This window comes from Reichenbachiella sp. MALMAid0571 (assembly GCF_040151475.1).
Lineage (GTDB): Bacteria > Bacteroidota > Bacteroidia > Cytophagales > Cyclobacteriaceae > CAXBNB01.
Genome location: NZ_JBDKWG010000106.1, coordinates 1 through 21746, shown reverse-complemented (window position 1 = coordinate 21746; position 21746 = coordinate 1). Strand labels below are relative to the sequence as shown.

The following is a 21746-nucleotide window of genomic DNA, read 5'->3' as shown; positions in this document are numbered from 1 at the left end:
AGCAGAAACCTACAGATAGTACAACTCAACATGTTCGATCCTACAAGTGGGGGTGTTTATGAGAACCTAGGAAAAGATCCTTAATTCAACTTCTACAAGACCTTTTTGTGAAAAATAGAATTTAGTCGGATGTCAGTAATTATATAACAAGTTTTTTTTAATCAAAGTCATACCATTGATTTAAAGCCATATTTAAATCAGAAAAAGTATCTCTCAATTTATCGTAAACGATATTGATGGCTTCAGAATAATTGTTTCCTATGGAATTTGGATGAATACCGAACCTTTCTAAATTGTGATTGAATATCGAATTAAACTCATCTTTTCTATGAGCATCGAGTTGCCTTAAATCATTTAATGCAAAAAGGGTTGGTATAATTTGAAGCTGGTTTTTCTTTTTTAATGCCTCAATAACTAGAGCTTGATCACGTCTTGGATGAAATCCCTCGACGTGAGAAACCATTAAATAATTCAATATTAGGTCGAGTAATTTGAGACTTCCCCATTTTTTCTCAGCTATCTCATAAAGCCCAAGTTTCTCACCACATTTTCTATATGTCCTTATTCCTCCATCAATCCCTTCATTGATAAACCGAGACAAGTTCTTACACCTTATTAGAAAATCGTTTCGAGAAAATTCAGTATAACTCACATGATGGGTTATTGGTTTCACAACTTCATGGTCATAAATGGTATAATTGTCCAGAGAAGATTGATCAAAAGAAACCAGTGATTCAGGATCAATGTCAAACGGTACTATTCTACTTAACAAGTCAGAAAGTATACGGGCGAATAGCATGTACTTTCTTACAAGCAATTGACTTTTATAAGCAATGCTTTTATCAGAGTAGTCAATTTTCTCAGGATGAATTGCAAAACTTTTCCAATGCTCTATCTCTTCATATGGCGTTCCCTCATAGAGCTTTTTTAAATCCACTTTAATTGCATTCCGTCCTTCTCTATTACAGTGTGTTACTGCCCATTGATTACCGTATTGAACTGTTCCAGATTGAACGGACACCTCAAAGATTTCATCTTGAGATTCATACTTTTCAAGCACTTCATCTAGAACATATCCGAATTGAATTCCAAGTATAAAACGTAAGTCATAGTGAGTAATCCTTTGTTTTATGCCTGGCCATAGGTCTCCATCTATAGAAATTTGTTGTTTTTTCTTTTTAGTTGGCTCAAATAAAATACGGTATCCATTAACCTCTAATCTGACTATTGTTTTATCGAAATCATGTCTTGCCAACGTAACTTCTAAATTTTCATTTTCAAAAATGTAATGATCATCAACTAATAACAATTCAAGTTCTGGAGAAATATTAACCCACCTTATCTCTTGAAAGATTTGTATAGCAGTTCTATTACATGTTGTTAAATACTCAGCGAGATATTCTTGATGAATTTTTACATACCCATGAATATCATATATTGGGTACTGATAATGTGCTGTTGGCGAGTTTTCTACTACTGTTTTAATGGCCTTGAAAGATCATCCCAATAAATCTTTGAATCGTCAATACGAGAGGTGAGCCTGTGAAATTCTAAGAATGGTGCACTAGGTTGCAAGGTGATGTGATTATTCTGACTCCATGATATAGCTAAGGGATCAACTTCGTTAAGACCATTCCGTCCAGATAGATACAGATAGAATTTTACATTACCATTCTTAGTGCTTCTTGTTTTTACTGAGACATTGATATGAGAAGGTTTTATGAAACGAACATGGTTTTTGGAGAGAAGAGCAGTATTGATGTCTCTCTTGCTGGAAATTCCATTTACGCTGTGTGAACAAACTTCTGCTACAGTTAGCATATCCTGATGTATAGGATTATATTCTAATATGTCTTTTATAAGCTCTTCTACAATCTTTTCCATAGTTATCTCCTAAACCATTTTCGATATTATTTCTTTAAACTACCACTCAAAAGCTTCCTCATATTGTAAATTCGGATTCAAAAGGTCTTTTATATCTCTTGCGAAACCAAGTTTTAAATAAGAAAATGGCAATAAAAGCATAAAAATACTAAGAAAATTAACGCATAGAAGATTTGCGTTTTATGTTTACTGGAAAAAATCAATCTACAAAATATACCGATCTCCCCGTTCTTTTCTTCTCATATCAAAATAGAGGTAAAATGACCTGATGGCCAGTCCTAGCACAAATGGAACAAGTGCTAGGTGCAATTGCTGCGGCAGCAATTCTCGAAAAACAATAAACATCAACATAAGAAGTCCGTATCCGAGATAATAAAATTTCCACAGTGGTGATTTGCCTTCTTTAAACATAAAAAACAAAACCACCAGATTTAATGGCATGGCCCATATCAGGTTGAAATTGTAAGCCGAAAGGTGATCTGTGCCAAACCAAAGTAACAATAGCAATACGCCCAAAATGCCGGTAATGCCATAGAGCAAAATATCCAACCATTTATTCCTCACCCCATACTTAATAGAGCGGTGGGTCATCAGTCCTATAAAGAAAAATACCACTACAAATAAAGTGAAAGGCGAAACAGGAAAACTGAAACCCTCTTTCCCATTGCCTTTAAAAAGTTTTTCTGTCTTTTTAACCAAAGGTTTAGAAGTACCATTTTCTTTGATAACCGCTTTATCAAAAGCTGCCAACACATAGTCAGGAAGAAACATATAGCCATTGCCATCGGCTTTCACGTCTATCTGGCTGCCCAGACAAATATCTATTCCCAGATCACCCCAAGGCTGCTGCTCCAGATACAAATCCATCAACTGCCTATAGGTATAGCCGTCTTTAGCATAAGCAAAATCATAGGTGATTTTGTGATCAAGCGACTCATTCAACACGTCCCTTATTTTTGTGGCGCAATTGTCAAAGGCATAGTTGTAATAGTAGTCGGCGTTTTCAGGTTTACTGTTTTCCTGAAGAAAATCAAAAACAGCTTGTTTTTGATTTTGATCAAGGTTCAAGTATTGCTCAGTAATCGATCTGTTCTCCCGTATGTAATACTGCTTGTATAAATCGTAATCATCTACTCCCAGTTTATACAGGAGTTTTCCACGGGTGAAATTGATATAAAAATTGGGTTGGTTGAAATTAAAAACCCCATAATTATAAAAGCTGTTTATTCCGTTTACAGGATCAAATACCCGGAATCCACTATGCCCAAATGCCGAATAAAGTTCTTGTTGGGTTGGTCCAATTGTCAGAACCGTAACTTCCGCCTTTTCAGATAGCCGCTGTGAGTGACTTTCCGAGAAAAGAAATACCATACAGATGGCAAGAATATATCGGGTCATGTTTTGTGGTTCTTAAATGAGGTCGTAAATTAACTTTCTTGTTTGTTCCAATCAATAGTTGGTTGGATTAAAATTACCTTCGCACTTACTTTCCTATTAGCTTGTGACATTCTCAGACCTCAAAAATTTAGCCTCAAAGCTGACATTTGCCAAAATAGTAAATGCCTTGAATGTCTATGGATCTTACTACTATTCCAAAGCCACAGGCAAAGTAAGGCAACCCGGATTACCATTCAGCATGGCATTCGAACCAACCACTTCCTGCAACCTCAGGTGCCCTGAATGCCCAAGCGGATTGCGGTCATTTACCCGCCCGACGGGTATGCTTGATGTAGATTTTTTCAAAACCAAAATCGATGAACTGAAAAATCACCTGCTGTACCTCACTTTTTATTTCCAGGGAGAACCATTCCTCCACCCCCAATTTACAGAAATGGTAAAATATGCCTCGTCTCGAAAAATATATACGGTTACCTCCACCAATGCCCATTACCTCAATGACGAAAATGCTCAAAAAACAATAGCGTCTGGTCTGGACAGACTCATCATTTCCATTGACGGAACCACCCAGGAAACCTACGAGTCTTACAGAGTTGGTGGCAGTTTGGACAAAGTGATAGCCGGTACAAAAAATATTGTTCATTGGAAAAAGAAACTCAAAAGCAGTACTCCTCAAGTAGTATTTCAATTTTTGGTGGTAAAACCCAATGAGCATCAGGTACCAGAAATTCATGACATAGCAAAAAAACTCGGCGTTGATGATGTCCAAATCAAAACAGCTCAGGTCTATGACTATGAAAATGGAAATCCTTTAATCCCAGATACCGAGCAATATTCACGGTACAAGAAAAATACTCAAGGGAAATTTGAGTTGAAAAATCCGCTACTCAATCAGTGTTGGAAGATGTGGCACAGCTGTGTAGTGACCTGGGATGGAAAAGTAGTGCCTTGTTGCTTCGACAAAGATGCCAGCCATGTGATGGGAGACATGAACGAAAACTCGTTCACCAATATTTGGAAAAGCGAAAGATACAATTCGTTTCGTCAGTCTATCTTAAAATCGAGATCAGAAATTGACATTTGCAAGAATTGCTCTGAGGGGCTTCAAGTATTCGAATGACGAAATACAGTTAAAGTGAACTAGCACTTCTTCTAGCTCCATTCTTCCGACTTCCATGATTTTCCACTAAATTTGCGCCTCAAAATAAAAAAACTATGGACAATCCGATAATGATTTTTGGAACAGGAGGGCTTGGCAGGGCAGCATTGGAAATTTTTGAATCAAACAAAAACGTAGTTTACGGTTTTCTTGATGATGACAAAAACACACACAATACTGAAATCGACAATGTTCAGGTATTGGGCAAAACTTCCGATGAGAGTTTTCTAAAAATAATTGGCAAAAAATGCGATGCTTTTGTAGCCAGCGATGACAATGCATTGAGAAAAAGCCTGACCAACATGCTCATTAAAAAGCGAAAGGTGATGCCTATCAATGCAGTACATAATTCTGTCATTATTGCTTCATCTGCGAAAATCGGGCATGGCAATTTCTTCAATGGCGGAGTAGTAATAGGAGCAGGTACCGACATTGCCAACCATTGTATTTTGCACAGCAAATCAGTGATTGATCATAATGCCAAACTTGGCGATTTTGTTCAAATCGGAGCAGGTAGTGTGGTAAGTGCCAATGTAGTGGTGGAAGAAGGCGCATTTATTGGGTCTGGTGCAGTATTAATATCAGGGATCACCATAGGAAAAAATGCGAGAGTGGGAGCCGGATCTGTTGTAATCAGTAATGTAGCGGCAGGAAAAATGGTGTTTGGAAACCCATCTGTTGAAATAGAAAAGTAGCTAAAAGTGAGGAGAAAGAAGTTGGAAGCTAAGAAATACAAAGTAACTATCCACGCTTTACTAAGCTTTTAAAGATTGGTAAAGCTGATAAAACAGCAAGCTTTAAGAATCCTGAAAGGCTTCTTAAAGCACATTATAAGCAGACTCTATTGCTATGGAAAGTACCAAGTTGAGACACTTCGCTGCGCTCAGTGTGACAAATCAGAAACAGTAGTCCTTCATCAGGCTTCTGGAAGGACAACCAATCTGAACTCTTGTCATCCTGAACACCCGCCTGTCGGCGAGGCAGGAAGTGAAGGATCTTAGCAAGATAGAAATTTGAGGAAACTAAGGTTTTCACTGAATAGAAAATAAATACAAGAACTGATATAACTTATATTTTTTTAAACAATTTATCAAACTAACATCCCGCTTGAAACGGGTAACTGTTATGGAACAAAAACAACAATACGTACTGCTGTATTATTGCTACACGCAAATTGATAATCTTGAAGAATTCAGGGAGCAGCATCATTTATTTTGTATCAAAAACAATCTTCGTGGGCGAATAATAGTGGCCAAAGAAGGCTTGAACGGAACTGTATCTGGATCAAAAGAAGACTGTGAAAAGTACATGCAGGAAGTGCATTCCGATCCGAGGTTTAAGCACACCGAATTTAAAATCGCCATTGAAGACGAACCTGCATTCAAAAAAATACATGTCAGGTTAAAAAAAGAGATCGTCAATTCCAGCCTTTCTCACATTCACCCTGCAAACGGAACCGGCAAATACATGGAACCGGAAGAATTTAGAAAAGTACTGGAGGAAAAAGATGAAGATACCGTTATTCTTGATGTACGGTCGGATTACGAACATAATCTTGGTAAATTCAAAAATGCAATTACCCTTGATATCCACAACTTTAGGGAGTATCCTGAAAAAGTTAAAGAACTCGAAAAGTACAAGGGAAAACGGGTGATCACTTACTGTACCGGAGGGATCAAGTGCGAAAAAGCAAGTGCCTATCTACTGGAGCAAGGTTTTGAAAATGTATATCAACTCCATGGAGGAATCATAAAATACGGTATAGAAACTGATGGAAAAGATTTTGAAGGCAAGTGTTATGTTTTTGACAACAGGATCGCCACTGAGGTGAACAAGGTCAATCCTACTATTATTTCCAAATGCTTTGTGACCAATGAACCCTGCGACAGAATGGTGAATTGTGCTAACCCGCACTGCAACAGGCACATGCCATTGTCAGAAAAAGGAGCAGAAATGTACAATGGTTGCTGCTCAGAAGAATGCAGCAAAAACCCGGATACAAGACCCTATGATGGCACAGGCTACTACCAGACAGAAATGAATGGTTATAACCCATATAGAGGGTTAAAACGATAAAAGAAATTACATGGAATCCATGGGAAAGCTCCTGTATCCAAAAAGGGTAATAACGGATATAATTTCCAAATTAGGCGCTATCTAATTATATTGTTGCAGTTATCTAAAGGAGGTGGTTAAACATCAGAAGGCTCAGGTCAAATGTGACTCAAGCATTCTTAACTTTCGATCCTTATGAGAAAAATAACTAATGACCATTTAACCTACCTGCATGTCCAACATTTCCGAAACTGACCTGATCATCAATCCAGATGGAAGTGTCTATCATTTAAGTCTCAAGCCAGAGCACCTTTCCGACACCATTATTACCGTAGGTGACCCGAGTCGGGTATTTAAGGTCAGTCAGCATTTCGATGAGGTCGAATTTGAGATGAACAAGCGGGAATTCATTACCCATAAAGGAAAATACAAAGGAAAAGATGTGACGGTGATGAGCACCGGAATGGGTACAGACAATGTAGAGATATTCCTGACTGAACTAGATGCCCTTGCTAATATTGACTTCAAAACCAGAACCATAAAAGAGAAAAAAAGAAAACTCAAAATTATCAGGCTTGGCACCTCGGGAAGCCTGCAGGAAGACGTGAGACTTGGCACCCACTTGGTATCTGATTATGGCATAGGGTTAGATACTTTGATGTGTTTTTACAACCTGCGCCAAACTGGGTTTGAAAATACTATTTCCAACAAACTCAAAGAATACCTAGACCTGCCTTTCAAACCCTATTGTGTGCAAGGTTCGGGTGAATTGAAAAAACAATTTGCTTTTGATATGATGGCAGGAAACACCATCACAGCTCCGGGGTTTTATGGTCCACAAGGAAGAACCTTAAGGATTCCAGTAAAATATCCTCAAATGATCGAAGACCTCATGTACTTCAATCATGAAGAGTTTTGGTTGACAAACCTGGAAATGGAAACCGCCGGGTATTACGCCATGGCAAGAATGATGGGTCATGAAATGATCAGCCTGAATGCCATTATAGCCAATCGGGCTAGAAATCGGTTTTCCAAAGACCCTCAAAAAGTAGTGGATTCCTTGATCAAAAAGGTGTTGGATAGGTTGTAAGCAAAGCGTTATGACCTTCTCTTCTATATTCATCGTTATAGCTCTGGTATTTCTTACCTTTTTTAGGGCATTTTTGAATGCCGAGATTTGGAACAATCTCCACAACAAAAACAACAAAATGTTCATTCATGCTGACAATATTGATGAAGTTGATGACAGTACCGAATCAGTTTTGTTTGGTCTTTACTGTTCGCTGATTTTTATTTGGTTCAAATTCAAAAAAGAGGATACAAGAAAAGTGGTTTATTCAACAGCTATGTCTGTCATCAGTATTCTATTGATATGCCTTTTAATCTTTAAATAAACAAGTTCAATCCTTCAATGCCTCTTGAAGTTTATTCAAAAATTGGGTTACCCTTTCTTTAAAATGATCATCACCGAATGTTTCAATCGGTAAATAGCCCTTGTAGTTTGAACTCCGTATGATTTTCACCAACCGCTTTAAGTCTATGTCTTCCTCTTTGCCATTGTTGGTGACCAATTCCTTTACTTGCCAATTGACGGCATAAGGGATCATGCGTTCAATATTGGCATACAAATCTCCCTGTCGGTAGCTTCCTGTATCCAGCACCAATCCAAACCATTCAGAATTCACCGCCTCTATTATTTCTATGGTCTGGTCAGTGGTTTTAATAAATTCATTATGATTTTGCACTGCGATAACGACTCCCCGGCTCGCACCGTAGGATGCACATTCATGGAATCCTTCTATCACCCAAGGTAAAACCTGACTTCTGCTGAATCCGGCAGTTTCCGTACGTCCTGCAAAAACCCGAAGAACAGGAGCACCCAATTTTGCAGCAACATCTACCCATTGTTTTACATGCGCAGTACTTTGTGCTCTTACGTCTTTATCTGCATTGGTAAAGTCATTTCTGACGCCCGTACCACTGATGTCTAGTCCTAAAAGGTGTGCTTTCTTTTTAACAGAAAAAATATAGTCATCAGAAGGCACTTCTGGATAACCCTCTAAATAATACCCTGTTAAATCTATGCCGTCAAAGCCTACTTCCGCACAAAATTCAAGCATCTCGTCAAGAGTCATCTCTCCTGACCTGAGTGACTTATTGAAGGAATAAGCATTGAGACTAGTTTTTAGATTTGCTCTTTTTTGATCCTTGTAGTCCTTTGTGTCAAAAGAAGTGAGACCCGTCAACAAAGGAACTGATGCAAGTGTTTGTATTACTTTTCTTCTTTGCATGGCTGTGGTTGAGTTAACGCCAAGAAATGCCGCATGTTTCTTGGCTTTTTTTAAAAAATTTGGATTAATTCCTCAATCCTTGAATCGGAAACTAACATATTTGCGAAGCAAACGCCATTTAATACTCCGTCAATTTGCCACGAAGGATTAATTACCTATTTAAGAACCCACTTCGAAGCATGTGCTATATCAATTGTCATGAACTTTTAACCATCCATTTAGACTGAATGCTCTCAAGCCATTAAAGAACAAATTTCTTTTTCTCATTTGCTCGATATCATTCGCCATATTCTTCTCAGTTAGTACTAGGTCAACATATGGCAATGATGATGCTATGGTGAGATCAAAAATATCAGATTTTCGAGCTTTCCTATCTTTCATCAAATAAAACTTCCAGAGAGTAATCAATAGTTGAGACCTGAGAGATTTTAATTTCCAAGTGTCAATTGTCTCAGTATTATAGATATGTTGAGATCGATCATTAAAGAATTTATCGAGTTGGTTTTTTGATACAAGTTGAACAAATCCTTCGATAGCTTCATTTGAATATTTGCCATTCTTGTCCGGTTTAAAATTCTTTCTTAGATTCAGTACCGATTGTAAAACAATTGGTTTTTCTTGCTCAAGAAATTCAGTGGTTTTGACAAAGAGTTTGTTATTCTCCAAATAATCAATAAAATCAGGTCTTTCTGATATATTGATTAAAAATGGTCTGATGCTATTGGTTTTTGGATAACACTCAATCTCATCTTTCATTAGCAGATTAGCTGGTTTAATTAGTTCAAATGGAAACTCTTTCAGTAATCCCTTAAACCAATTGTACCGAGATTCCCTTTTTTTTTAGTTCCAGAAGCGATGCAATTGATACAACTAATTTTAAGTCTTGATCTTTTTGATATTGTGTGAATTTCTGAAAGTTCACACTATCCTCATACAAATCACTAATTATACAGGTATCAAGTAGGCAGTGCATGGTTTTATGCACATGGTTTTACACCGTTTTCCAAGCGCTTCTTATGGAAATATTCTAAAATTTCCTCCTTAGTCATTTTGCTAAGTTTTTCGCTGAGTGAATTTCGTTGTTCTCTCATAAATCCTACAGCGTCAAATTCCTTTTTTGTTTTAGTCTTCATAATGCATCAAGTCTCTAGGTGATCGAATTTCAAGTTGCTTATAGCCATTCTTGATATTAATGGAATTATAGCCACGAATTCTTTCTACATTAACGATATGTTTGAAATTCCAGCTAACTAATAAGTCAGCTCTTTTTATTGTTGCTAAGGCTATATGCAGACAGTCGGCATAGCTTGATTTTCCGACAACTTTTTCAGCAATATATTTTGAAGCCAATTCAACAGATTCATTCGATTCCTCAATAAATTCAGTGAATTCTGTTCTTAGGCTTCTTACTAAGTCTTTCACCTTTTTAGGAGCATTTACTAGTTCCTCCTGCGTCACAGTTGAATACAATATCATAAATTCACCATTATTAATCCGATCAAAGAGTGGCTCGGTAAATTCTCTAAACTCCTCATCAAAGAGTCCTCCAAAAACTGAAGTATCGATATAAATCCGTATTTTTTTCATCTAAGTTTAAGTTACGAATTCCTTGATGTTTAATAATGCATTTTTATAAAATCCAGCTTATGCACAATAACCACTCCTGTAAGATATCCCATATCCACAAAACCTACAAATTAGGCTAAGCCAATATCAACCCGTAATGGCCTCCATTACCTGATTGGTTCTGGCTGCTGATTCTCCGGTACTTACACAAGTGGCTTTGCCTAAAAGGTCGTTCACTACTTGTGAGATCAATGGCTGCTGGATATGTTCGGGCATTTCGAAATCAAACTGCTGATGACCGAGCTCATCGGAATGCAAATAGACTGTAGAGTTTTCAAAGGTGCTGTAGGTAATGTGCCCTTTGCTGCCAATAATGGTAGTCAATTCTTTGTCAATGGAATTGCCGGCAGTAAAGCACCAATTGCCAATACCGATTATATCATTTTGAAAAGAAAAATTAGCCACCGTAATGTCATCCGCCTGGTACGCTGCAGCCTGATTGATTGAAGTCCCTTTGGTATCTTGTATCGGTCCAAAAAGAAAATCCAAAAAATCCAGTTGGTGTGATGCCAGGTCATAGAAGTAACCACCACCTGATGTTTCAGGATTTACCCTCCAGTTGTCATTCAGGTGAGTAATGATATCCGGGGCTATGGGTTTTACCATTTCTACTTGTACCATCCTCACTTTTCCTATTGCGCCATTTTCTATTAGCTCTTTTACCTTAAGGAAATTGGGCAAAGCCCTGCGATAGTAGGCAACATAGAGTGGTAGCTTTTTCTCTTTAAAAACCTTTACCATCTCCTGACATTCCTTGTAAGTTCTGGCCATAGGTTTTTCCACATAAAGCGGCTTGCCAACTGTCGCCACCTTTATCGCCAACTCAGCATGTACATTGGGTGGAGTAGCTAAGTAGATCGCATTTACATTGGGGTCATTGATCAGCAGATCGACACTACTGTACCAGCTCGAAATCCCATGTCTTTCTGCAAAATCTGCCGCCTTTGTTCCATCTCTCCGCATCACTGCCGTAACTTCAGAATTTGGGATCTTATACATGGCAGGGGCACTCTTTACTTCACATACATTCCCTACGCCTATGATTCCCCACTTCACAGTATTGCCTTTTATTTTTTTCATATAAATCTTATAGTTTTTTATAACGAAAATTGAATGATTCCTGACACGGGAATCATTCAATCAAATTATTACAGCTTTATCAACTTCCAGTTTCCTTTTCGGAAAATGTATATACAGGCCATAGCATGTAATGCAAATGCCACTGCCACAGAAATCATGGCACCTATAAAGCCCATTTCAAAGTATAAAGACAATAAGTATGCAAGAGGAATTTGTATTAACCAAAAAAAGACGATGTTCATATAAACGGGCGTTTTGGTATCTCCGGCACCATTAAAAGCCTGGCTGATTACCATTCCATAAGCGAAGGTGATATAGCCAACACAAATAATGCGCAATGCCAATACGCCATAATCCAACACCGAGGCATCTTGTGCAAAAAGACCAACAAAGAAATGAGCCCAAATGAAAAATACTACAGAGACAAAACCTAAAAATGCGGTATTGATATGTGCTGTTTTCCATACAGACTCCTCTGCCCGTTCGGGCTTTTTCGCTCCCAGATTTTGTCCTACTAAGGCAGCAGCAGCATTCGCCATGCCCCAGGAAGGCAAAATAGTAAATACAATAATTCGGAAAGCAATGGTGTAACCTGCCAATGCCGAACTCCCAAATTCTGATATAATCCTTACCAGAAAGATCCAACTGGCTGATTCTATAAGAAACTGCCCCATCCCACCAAGTGCAATATTGAATATTTTTTTAATTGTCGCCATTCTAACCCTTACATTTTCAAGCGTCAGTTTGATGATCCTTTTTCCGTTGAACAATCCATACAGTTGAAAAAGCACCCCGGTAGATCGTCCGATGGTGGTTGCTATTGCTGCACCTTCTACTCCAAAGGCAGGAATGATCGAACCAACCCCAAATATAAATATTGGATCAAGTACTATATTCAGCCCGTTAGCCAGCCATAAGGAACGCATCGCCATGGAAGCATCTCCAGCTCCACGAAAGATTCCATTGATAAGGAAAAGAAACATGATGCACAAGTTGCTTCCCAGCATCCATTGTGTGTAGCCGTATCCATTTTCAATCAATTCTTCCGAGCCTCCCATCAACACCAGAATGTCCCTGGCATAGTAGATACCAAAGACACTAATAAAAATGGAAATAACAAAAGCAATAAGCATGGACTGAAAAGCAGCATGCCCGGCTCCTTTAGGATTTTTTTCACCTATTCTTCGGGCAACCATAGCGGTTGCTGCCATACTCATGCCTATGGCTATGGAGTAAACCATCATCATTACAGATTCAGTTAGTCCGACGGTAGCAATGGCATCTGTGCTCACCTGAGCCACCCAAAATACGTCAACCACTGCAAAAAGTGATTCCATCACCATCTCCAAAATCATGGGAACGGACAGTAAAAAAATGGCTTTGTTGATACTGCCGGAGGTAAATTCAGTTTCACTACCCTTGATAGCGATCTTGAAATAAGAATATAGTTTTTGTATGTATTTGTAAATATTAGTCATGATATAAGTGAATTAAAAGTAGTAATTGTGACAGGATCAACAGCCGATTATAGATGGGCTGCTGACATTACAATTGGGGACGGTATGTTATAATTCACCTTCATGATGGGCAAATGTATCTACTAAACCATATCATTTGCAACAAAAAATTTCAATTTTATTAGAAAAAGCTCAAACAAGTTTGAACCTCAGTTGACATATCTTCTCTATTCCTGATTATCTTTAAATGGTATAATTATCCTCACAAGAATCAATCAACAATGCACATTCACTTAAAATTTTGGACACTATGTTTTCCAATAATTATTGCACTAGCATTAATATCCTGCGAGCAAGACAGAAAAGTGGTAGAAATACAAGGCATCTATGGCAATCCAAAAGCACTATGGGACAAGGGACTCACATTGAATGAATTGGGTATTAACTCCATATTCGTTCATAGTGGATCAATCAACCAAGAAATGATTGATAAAGCCAAATCCGAAGGAGCGAAGGTATTCGCTGAATTTGCTACCCTGAATGGAAAGAATTATGTAGAAAAGCACCCTGAGGCATGGGCAATTAATGAAAAAGGAAATAAAATCGAGGCGGCTACATGGTTTATGGGAGTGTGCCCTACCGAACCCGAATTTCGGAAATATCGATTTGCTCAACTACGAGAACTCCTGGTGAATTTTGATCTTGATGGGGTGTGGATGGATTATGTTCATTGGCATGCTCAGTTCGAAGACCCGAAACCCATTTTACCTGAAACATGCTTTTGTGATCATTGCTTAGCCAATTTTTCTCAAAGTACAGGACTTGAAATCCCTGGAAAAAATACTTCGGAAAGTGCTGCCTGGATACTCAATAATCATGAAGAAATGTGGCGTAAGTGGCGTTGCAAAGTGATCTTTGACTGGACCGTTGAAATAAAACAAATAGTAAAAGAAATAAGACCAAAGGCACTATTGGGGCTTTATCATTGTCCCTGGAACGATCAGGATTTTGATGGTGCCCGAAGAAGAATACTTGGGTTAGATTACGACTTGTTGCAAGAAACCGTTGACGTATTTTCACCTATGGTATATCATGCCAGAATGGGTAGAAATCCAGAATGGGTCGAAGAGAACATAGAGTGGTTTTGTAACCGATTAGATATAGGTAATGATTCTTACCCCAAAGTGTGGCCGATAGTTCAGGCACATGACGATCCGGGTATAATCTCAGCAGGCGAATTTGAAAAAGTTCTTGAGGGAGGGTTAAGCAGCAAATCAACTGGCGTGATGATGTTTACGACCAATGATATTGCCAAAAGCACTGAAAAAACAGAGGTGCTGAAAAAGATTTATCTCAACAAATGAATGCGTTTACCCTAAAACTTCCTTTCAAAAATATTTAGCCCTTTCCAACCATTGAAATTGTAATTGTGTCTGTAGGATAGCAGGTTTATTTTTAGAATTATACAATTACACCAATGAAATCATTAGTCCATATCATTTCAATTATTGCCTTTTTTATTCTCAGTGCAGCTGCTTGTGAAGAAGACAGCATGGATGTTCCGGCAATCGCAGAACTCAACAAGCAATTCAACATCGCATACAATCAGGAAATATCTGTAAAAAATGAAGACTTAAAAATCCGATTTTCACAAGTGAATGCCAACTCTCTTTGTCCCGAAGATGTCCAATGTGTGTGGCAGGGGAAATTGGTAATTACGATAAAAGCAAACAATCAGGACCTGGAATTATCCATCGGAGATCAATCCAATTCTACCAATACTATTGGAGGGTATAAGGTCACATTATTGAATCTTGTTGCTCCGGTTCTCAAGTCAGATGAAAATACCGAACTTTCGGATTATGTTGTTACGTTGATGGTGGAGCCCGCATAGCTCCGCCATCATATTTTAAAGTTCTCTATTATTTTAAACCACTTCTTTCCAGCAAAGCATCAATAGTAGGCTCTTGTCCCCGGAATCTTTTGTACAAAACCATTGGATGCTCACTTCCTCCTTTTGACAGAATGTTTTCTTTGAAAGAATCGGCTGTTGCTTTGTCAAAAATTCCCTTCTCTTTGAAAAGAGAAAAAGCATCAGCATCAAGCACTTCTGCCCACTTGTAGCTGTAGTATCCGGCACCATATCCTCCGTGAAAAATATGAGAAAACTGAGTACTCAGGCAAGTGCCTTCCACTTTGTTGAACAGTTCCGTTTTAGCAGTAGCCACAGATTCAAAATCCACAACATCCTTAATGTCAGCATTTTTATCAATAGAATGCCATGCCATGTCCATCATCCCAAAAGTAAGCTGACGAACAGTTTGATATGCCGCATGAAATTTGGAAGAATCTTTAATTTTTTGAACTAATTCCTGAGGTATTGGCTCTCCAGTCTCATAGTGTCGGGCAAACAAATCCAAACATTCTTTTTCTTCCAGCCAGTTTTCCATTATCTGAGACGGTAGCTCCACAAAATCCCAAAATACAGAAGTTCCACTAAGGCTTTTGTATTTTCCATTCGCCAGCATGCCATGTAGCGCATGACCAAATTCATGAAAAAGAGTGTTTACCTCGTCATAAGTAAGCAGAGAAGGTTTGTCTTCAGAAGGCGGAGTAAAGTTGCACACTATTGACACGACCGGACGGTGATCCGTAGCGTCTTTCCATTGTCCACGAAATGAGGTCATCCATGCCCCTCCACGCTTTCCTTTTCTCGGGAAAAAGTCGGCATAAAATACCGAAACATGATTGCCATTTTCGTCTTTTACCTCATAGGCTTTTACATCCTTGTGGTAAACAGGAATGCCTTTGTTCTCTACAAACTGCAATCCAAAAAGCTTTCTGGCTGTAATGAAAATACCATCCAGGCTACTTTCAAGCTTGAAATATGGACGCAACATTTCATCATTGATATCAAACTTTGATTTTTTTAGTTTTTGTGCATAATAAGCCCAATCCCAACGCTCCAACTCTATGTCATCGCCTTGTTCTTTTATGAATTTCTTGATCTCGGCTACTTCAGACTGTGCTTTATCCAAAGATTTGGTCAGCAATTCTTCTAAGAAAGAGGTTACTCTCGAAGGAGATTCCGCCATCCTTTCTTCCAGCTTATAATCTGCATAAGTCTTATAACCCAGCAATTCTGCCAACTCAGCCCTCAGCTTCACTATCTGAATCACCAGATTCTGATTGTCATGCTCTCCTTTAAATGCTTTAGAGGCAAACGCACGATACATTTTTTCCCTCAATTCACGCTTGTCGGCATATTCTACGAAAGGAATATAACTGGGTGCATGCAGAGAAAACAACCACTTGCCCTCATGCCCTGCTTCTTTGGCTGCTGCTGCTGCCTGTACTTTTATTCCGGTGGGTATTCCCGACAAATCGTCCTCATTGTCCAAAACCAGTTCAAAACCATTGGTTTCTGCCAACACATTTTCCCCGAACTTCAAAGTTGTTTTAGACAACTCCATTGATATTTCCCTGAACCTGTCCTTGTCTTTTCCCGACAAATTTGCTCCACTTCGGATAAATCCCTTGTAGGTTTTAGTAAGCAGCATACTTTGTTCAGCATCCAATTTCAGATCTTTCTTCTGATCATAAACTGCCTTTACTCTGGCAAACAATTTCACATTTTGCATGATCTCATTGTTGAATTCCGTGAGCTTCGGAGAAATCTCCACTGCCAACTGCTGCATTTCATCATTTGTTTCAGCAGAGTTGAGGTTGAAAAAAATTTCTGCAACTGCATCCAATCCTCTGCCTGTATTTTCAAGTGCCTCAATGGTATTTTCGAAAGTAGCAGGTTCACCATTTAAGATTATTTTTTCTATTTCTTCTTTTGTACTTTCTATCAAGGACTCAACCGCTGGAAGGTAATGATCATTTTTGATCAGATGAAATGGCGGAGTACGAAATGGTGTATCGAAAGAAGACAATAATGGATTACTCATAAATTTTGGGATATTTTTTTACTTTTTTTGGACTGCAAATTTATAGGAAGGAGTTGATTTATAGTTCTGAAACAAAATAAATCATGTCTTTAAAAGCAATTTGAATTTATTTCAATAAAAAAATCTTCATATATTGGTAAAAATAGGAAAAGGAAAATTCTACTTTCCTTTAGTATGTTTACATTAACAAAACATCCCAAATATGAAAAAGTGCGTCTTATTGGCTTGTCTTCTTGTATTGCTTGTTCCTGAAAAGTCTTTTTCCTGGGGAAAAACCGGTCACCGTGTAGTAGGTCAAATTGCCTACAACCACATGACAAAAAAAGCCAGAAAGAATGTACAAAAAATATTGGGCAATGAATCTCTGGCTATGGCCAGCTTCTGGATGGACAACATCAAGTCGGATAAAAACTACGACTATCAGTATTACTGGCACTTTGCTACGATCCCTGACAGCCTGACCTACGAACAAGCAGGCACACCTGACGAGGGAGATGTCATTATCATGCTCCAAGCCCTGATCGAGCAGTTGAAAACAAAAAAATTTACTTACGAAGGAGAGTTGCATGCCATCAGGTGCATCACTCACCTGATCGGAGACATTCATCAGCCTTTGCATGTGGGCAATGGAAAAGATAAAGGAGGCAATGATGTGAAGCTGAAATATATGTATGAAACTTCAAACCTTCACCGGGTTTGGGACAGTGGTATCATAGACGAGCAACAGCTTAGTTTTACAGAATATTGCGAAGCAATTGACTTTCCTACTGAAGCACAAATTGCTGAATGGCAAAACTCCAAAGTGCTTGACTGGGCATATGAGTCCAAATCGTACCGCCAACAAATCTATGACTTGCCAGAAGACAAATTCCTTACCTATAAATACACCTTCGACAATATCGATACATTAAACCTTCGGCTATTACAGGCCGGCATCCGGCTGGCGGGCATATTGAATGAGATTTATGGGTAATAGGAGCACTATGAAAACAGAAACAAAAAGGGAATCATAATGCACTTTACAATTTCCTTTCTTAAGCTGGCTAGTGCTTTCCAAGCCAAGGTGTAGGTTGATCGCAGGTTGATCCCAATGAGTTTGGAACATTCTTCGTAAGAAAACCCTTCATAAAAAATCAAGCTAATCAACTCCTTTTGTCTGTCTGAAAGCTTTGAAATAGCCTTTTTCAATTGATGCAGTCTTTCAGCATTTTCCTGCCCTTCAATTATGATATTTTCTAATGGTAAGACCAATGTGGCATTTTCAGCTATTTTTTCTTCCCCAACCCAATACCTTTTATCTGCCTTAATGTTTCTGATAAGACGTCTTCTTAGTGCTTTGAAAAGGTAATACTTTATATTTTCTGTTTGAGACAGGTTGGATTTGTTATTCCAAAGGTCAATAAACATATCCTGAATGGCATCTGTTACCTGACTTCTTTGGGGAGTAACTTTAAAACCATAATTAAACAGATCTTGCAGGTATTTTTGATAAAGTTTTTGAAAAGCCAAACGGTCTCCATGCCTGAACTTTTTCCAAAGTTCACCATCCATTTCGTGATCTGATAGTGGGTTGACCTGCATGAATAGAATATGACAAGAGCTTACATAAGTATAATAATTTGAAGTAAATATCAAATTATATCCTAAACTGCCAAATAATAGCAGGGCTTTTTACCTGCCCTGATATAAAAAAACCCTGCCGGATATACCAGCAGGGTCATTTAACAGAATTTTATAGTATGATCAAAATTTTCTATACTTCGAATCCAAAAATTGATTGGCTTCTTCCTCAGAAAATTTAGCTTTTTTACTATCCCAGTGAAGGGTTTTACCTGGAAATCGACCAGCAATCACTCCCAGCAAAATTGTTTCTGTCAGCCTCGATGCATAAGAAAACGGAGCAGTTGTTTCTCCTTTACCCAGACATGCATCAACAAACTGGTGATAATGTTTTGGCCCTTCGGAGTTATAATTACGAATAGGTTTCCCCATGTTATTCGCTTTTTCAACAGCGGCAATTTCAGAAGATATGTCAACATACTTTCCATCAACAATTTTCTTTGGTAACTGCATAAAGTGAGGTAAAAGTAAACGACCTTTTTCACCAATAAACATGGCTCCCTGATCCGGCAATTTACCTTCGCCTGCTATTTTTGCGTCAAGCGAAATTTTATCCTCCATCTTTGCATCCTTGTCATTTGATGACACTGATTTTTCCGATGATTTCCCTTCACCCGGCAACTTCAAATCTTCATGAGACTCAGGAGCATCAGGCCCATCATACCATACCCATTTCAATGTCTTAGCTGTGTATTTGGTTCCGGGAAATTCATAGGTTACTAAATTTTTCTCGGGAAATCCAAATCCTGTTGGTTTTCTACAACTGTTTTTAATTGTTCTCGGTACATCAAGTGCCAGGGCATTATAAGGAGTATCAAAAATGTGTACACCCATATCTCCTAAAGTCCCACACCCATAATCCATTACTTTTCTCCAATTTCCGGGATGGTAAAAACCTTCTTTGTAAAGTCTTTCGGGTGCAGTTCCCAACCAAAGATTCCAATCAAGGTTAGAAGGCACAGGATCATTTCCTTCGGGTGCAGCACCATCATAACCCCAGTTTTTTGGAGACCAGGCCCGTACGGTATGTACTTTACCGATGATTCCTGATTGGATCAACAAAGTAGCCAACTTATAATCATAAAAAGAATGTACCTGAATCCCCATTTGAGTTACCAGATTTTTTTCTTTTGCCAATTTTTGCATGGCTCTGGCTTCAGAGACATGATGAGTAAGTGGCTTTTGACAATATACAGGCTTGCCCATTTCCATGGCCATCATAGAAGCTGGTGCGTGCGTATGATCCGGTGTGGAAACAATAACCGCATCCACCATACTTCCAATTTCCTTAAGCATAATTCTATAATCAGAAAAAGCCTTAGCTTTCGGATGAAGTTTTTGAGCTGCAGCTAATCTTTCAGAATCCACATCACATAAGGCCGTAACCACTACTGATTCATGTGAAGAAATAGCTTCAAGGTCTGCTGCTCCCATTCCACCAACTCCAATATGAGCAGTCCTTAACTTTCCGTCTTTTGCCAAAGCCCATAACGATGAGGGTAGTATAGCGGCAGAGGAGGTCAATACTGCGGCTGCCTTTAGAAATTCTCTTTTTTTCATATCAATACTATTTTACAATTTTCTGATTTTAATATTTCTAAACCAAATAGGACTAGAATGATCCTGCAATCCTATATATCCGGTTTTATATTTTCCATAATCCTTACTATTCTTCCATTTATCGGAGTTCTTTCTCTCATACCAGTCTTCTGACCAGGGTACAAACGAAAGGAGCTTTACCCCATTCAACCAATGTTCTACATTATCAGGCGTGAATATAATTCTACTGGAATTCCATTCACCAATTGGATTGAGCACCTTATTTACTGTATCGGCCGGATGCATGGCATAGTCAGAACCAGTACGTTGAAGAGGCTTTAACTCCTCGGGTTTACTGGTATAACCCAGACTAAGATTGTACTCGGTCAAATCATGGATATTCTCATAGTTAACATCATCAATAAGCTGATATTCCGGGGAAACTTCAGGCGGTCCTTTGTATCCTTCTTTCAAGTGATAAAAAATACCACTATTTCCACCTTCAGGTAATTTCCATTCCAGATAAAGTTCAAAATTGTCAAATTCCTCTGCTCCGTAAATGATGTCTTTGCCGCCTTTGTAATCCTGCTCAAGCCCCAACTCCGTATCGAAAGTCAATTCTCCATTCTTAGCAATCCATCCCGGGGGCAGAGCATCTCCGTTATATGCTCTCCAACCTTCAGTGCTTGTTCCATCAAAAAGGTAAATCCAATCAGAGTCTTCTTTAGTCTGCACATCTGCCTGAGTTTGAGTGTCAGCTTCTTTTTTTGACCCCTGACTGCAAGAAGAAATTACCAATATCAAAGCCAATAATAAGGCTGGGTTCATAAAACTCCGGTTTTTAAATGACAATAATTTCGTTTTCATTTTATTTAATATAACTGTGTTAGAATTAATTATCTGTATGACCATTATCCTCTTTAACTTAAAAACTATTCCTTTCAAATAGGGTACCCGCAAAGTATTTTAAAGTCATTATCAATGCAATATATGCCAGAAAGGCACAACAACAGGGGTAACAAAGGGGGTATCGTAAGATTTTTTTGCTGTTTTTTTACAAATAAACCTATCAAAGAACCGATCTTGATTCTCCATTCGGTGAATAGAATGGTAAGAGAACTATTATATTTCTTTCGGAAAATTGTTGATACAGGAGAGATGATATTTTCTAAAGTAAAAATCACCAACAAGCGATGGGTTTTCCCATGGGGGGGGTACTTCTGTATTTCAACAATACATCCAGTATGGCTAACTCTAAAATGAAATTGATAAATTAATTATGTATTAGTACTCCACACTCGCTTGCTACAGACATATTCTATTTGATAGAAAATACATTAGACAAAGGCAGCTCTCCCCTACGTACAGGAGGAAGTCCTTGGTAAATGGTATAGTCATTTGATCCAGACCGTAATTCTCCAAAAGGTCCGGAATATGATTCCTCTTCCGTTAAATTGTACTGATATTTATAGTGAGAATTCCATCTGGTGTTGTCTCGTTTAAGAGATTTTTCGTTTAGCGAGAGTTGTACAGATTGAGTAGTGGGTAGATAGGTAGCACTAATGTTTTTCATAACCTGCGCATCAGAATCATAGTGCATAGAATGAACTTGCCAGAATTTTTGCCATTCATTCAAATCCATTTCAACCTTTTTTCCATCCACTGTGACCTCTTCTGTTTTTAC

General features: G+C 38.4%; 20 protein-coding genes. 7 read left to right on the top strand and 13 right to left on the bottom strand.

The window, feature by feature from the left end; translation table 11 throughout:
• Positions 1 to 157: 157 nt before the first annotated feature.
• From AAOP42_RS05500 to AAOP42_RS05490, 3 genes are all read right to left on the bottom strand, one after another.
• Positions 158 to 1309: a hypothetical protein gene (locus AAOP42_RS05500; RefSeq protein ID WP_349527463.1), complete on the bottom strand. Its 1152-nt coding sequence runs from the start codon at positions 1307 to 1309 to the stop codon at positions 158 to 160.
• Positions 1310 to 1473: 164 nt separating this feature from the next.
• Entirely contained in the window at positions 1474 to 1884 is a 411-nt protein-coding gene (locus AAOP42_RS05495) for a hypothetical protein (protein WP_349527462.1), read from the bottom strand.
• A 204-nt stretch (positions 1885 to 2088) separates the two neighbouring features.
• Positions 2089 to 3282 (bottom strand): lipoprotein N-acyltransferase Lnb domain-containing protein, encoded by a 1194-nt coding sequence (locus AAOP42_RS05490; RefSeq protein WP_349527461.1) that lies wholly within the window; start codon positions 3280 to 3282, stop codon positions 2089 to 2091.
• A 103-nt stretch (positions 3283 to 3385) separates the two neighbouring features.
• On the opposite strand from AAOP42_RS05490, the gene AAOP42_RS05485 reads away from it, so the two are divergent.
• From AAOP42_RS05485 to AAOP42_RS05470, 4 genes are all read left to right on the top strand, one after another.
• Entirely contained in the window at positions 3386 to 4402 is a 1017-nt protein-coding gene (locus AAOP42_RS05485) for an SPASM domain-containing protein (RefSeq protein WP_349527460.1), read from the top strand.
• A 95-nt stretch (positions 4403 to 4497) separates the two neighbouring features.
• A complete protein-coding gene (locus AAOP42_RS05480; RefSeq protein WP_349527459.1) occupies positions 4498 to 5136 on the top strand; it encodes an acetyltransferase in 639 nt (212 codons plus the stop codon).
• A 430-nt stretch (positions 5137 to 5566) separates the two neighbouring features.
• A complete protein-coding gene (gene trhO / locus AAOP42_RS05475; RefSeq protein WP_349527458.1) occupies positions 5567 to 6517 on the top strand; it encodes an oxygen-dependent tRNA uridine(34) hydroxylase TrhO in 951 nt (316 codons plus the stop codon).
• Between the two features lie 211 nt (positions 6518 to 6728).
• Positions 6729 to 7586 (top strand): nucleoside phosphorylase, encoded by an 858-nt coding sequence (locus tag AAOP42_RS05470; RefSeq protein WP_349527457.1) that lies wholly within the window; start codon positions 6729 to 6731, stop codon positions 7584 to 7586.
• A 310-nt stretch (positions 7587 to 7896) separates the two neighbouring features.
• Here AAOP42_RS05470 and AAOP42_RS05465 read toward each other — a convergent pair whose 3' ends face one another.
• The 5 genes from AAOP42_RS05465 to AAOP42_RS05445 form a co-directional block, all read right to left on the bottom strand.
• On the bottom strand, positions 7897 to 8787 hold the full coding sequence (locus AAOP42_RS05465) for a sugar phosphate isomerase/epimerase family protein (RefSeq protein ID WP_349527456.1): 891 nt from the start codon (positions 8785 to 8787) through the stop codon (positions 7897 to 7899).
• A 189-nt stretch (positions 8788 to 8976) separates the two neighbouring features.
• On the bottom strand, positions 8977 to 9543 hold the full coding sequence (locus AAOP42_RS05460) for a hypothetical protein (protein ID WP_349527455.1): 567 nt from the start codon (positions 9541 to 9543) through the stop codon (positions 8977 to 8979).
• 366 nt (positions 9544 to 9909) lie between these two features.
• Positions 9910 to 10374 (bottom strand): PIN domain-containing protein, encoded by a 465-nt coding sequence (locus tag AAOP42_RS05455; protein WP_349527454.1) that lies wholly within the window; start codon positions 10372 to 10374, stop codon positions 9910 to 9912.
• Positions 10375 to 10500: 126 nt separating this feature from the next.
• Positions 10501 to 11493, bottom strand: a complete 993-nt coding sequence (locus AAOP42_RS05450; RefSeq protein ID WP_349527453.1) for a Gfo/Idh/MocA family protein — start codon at positions 11491 to 11493, stop codon at positions 10501 to 10503.
• Between the two features lie 68 nt (positions 11494 to 11561).
• Entirely contained in the window at positions 11562 to 12971 is a 1410-nt protein-coding gene (locus AAOP42_RS05445; protein WP_349527452.1) for an MATE family efflux transporter, read from the bottom strand.
• A gap of 260 nt (positions 12972 to 13231) precedes the next feature.
• Here AAOP42_RS05445 and AAOP42_RS05440 point away from each other — a divergent pair, with 260 nt between their 5' ends.
• Both AAOP42_RS05440 and AAOP42_RS05435 read left to right on the top strand, forming a co-directional pair.
• Positions 13232 to 14314: a family 10 glycosylhydrolase gene (locus tag AAOP42_RS05440; protein WP_349527451.1), complete on the top strand. Its 1083-nt coding sequence runs from the start codon at positions 13232 to 13234 to the stop codon at positions 14312 to 14314.
• Positions 14315 to 14427: 113 nt separating this feature from the next.
• Positions 14428 to 14844, top strand: coding sequence for a hypothetical protein (locus tag AAOP42_RS05435; RefSeq protein WP_349527450.1), 417 nt, complete (start codon positions 14428 to 14430; stop codon positions 14842 to 14844).
• A 28-nt stretch (positions 14845 to 14872) separates the two neighbouring features.
• Here AAOP42_RS05435 and AAOP42_RS05430 read toward each other — a convergent pair whose 3' ends face one another.
• Entirely contained in the window at positions 14873 to 16903 is a 2031-nt protein-coding gene (locus AAOP42_RS05430) for a M3 family metallopeptidase (RefSeq protein ID WP_349527449.1), read from the bottom strand.
• Between the two features lie 202 nt (positions 16904 to 17105).
• Between AAOP42_RS05430 and AAOP42_RS05425 the strand changes: the two genes are divergently transcribed.
• Positions 17106 to 17876: a S1/P1 nuclease gene (locus AAOP42_RS05425; RefSeq protein WP_349527448.1), complete on the top strand. Its 771-nt coding sequence runs from the start codon at positions 17106 to 17108 to the stop codon at positions 17874 to 17876.
• Between the two features lie 8 nt (positions 17877 to 17884).
• Here AAOP42_RS05425 and AAOP42_RS05420 read toward each other — a convergent pair whose 3' ends face one another.
• The 4 genes from AAOP42_RS05420 to AAOP42_RS05405 all read right to left on the bottom strand — a co-directional run.
• Positions 17885 to 18538 (bottom strand): RNA polymerase sigma factor, encoded by a 654-nt coding sequence (locus tag AAOP42_RS05420; RefSeq protein WP_349527447.1) that lies wholly within the window; start codon positions 18536 to 18538, stop codon positions 17885 to 17887.
• A gap of 108 nt (positions 18539 to 18646) precedes the next feature.
• A complete protein-coding gene (locus AAOP42_RS05415) occupies positions 18647 to 20083 on the bottom strand; it encodes a Gfo/Idh/MocA family protein (RefSeq protein WP_349527446.1) in 1437 nt (478 codons plus the stop codon).
• A 12-nt stretch (positions 20084 to 20095) separates the two neighbouring features.
• On the bottom strand, positions 20096 to 20890 hold the full coding sequence (locus AAOP42_RS05410) for a 3-keto-disaccharide hydrolase (RefSeq protein ID WP_349527445.1): 795 nt from the start codon (positions 20888 to 20890) through the stop codon (positions 20096 to 20098).
• 490 nt (positions 20891 to 21380) lie between these two features.
• The coding region (locus AAOP42_RS05405; RefSeq protein ID WP_349527444.1) for a hypothetical protein at positions 21381 to 21746 on the bottom strand (366 nt) is incomplete at its 5' end.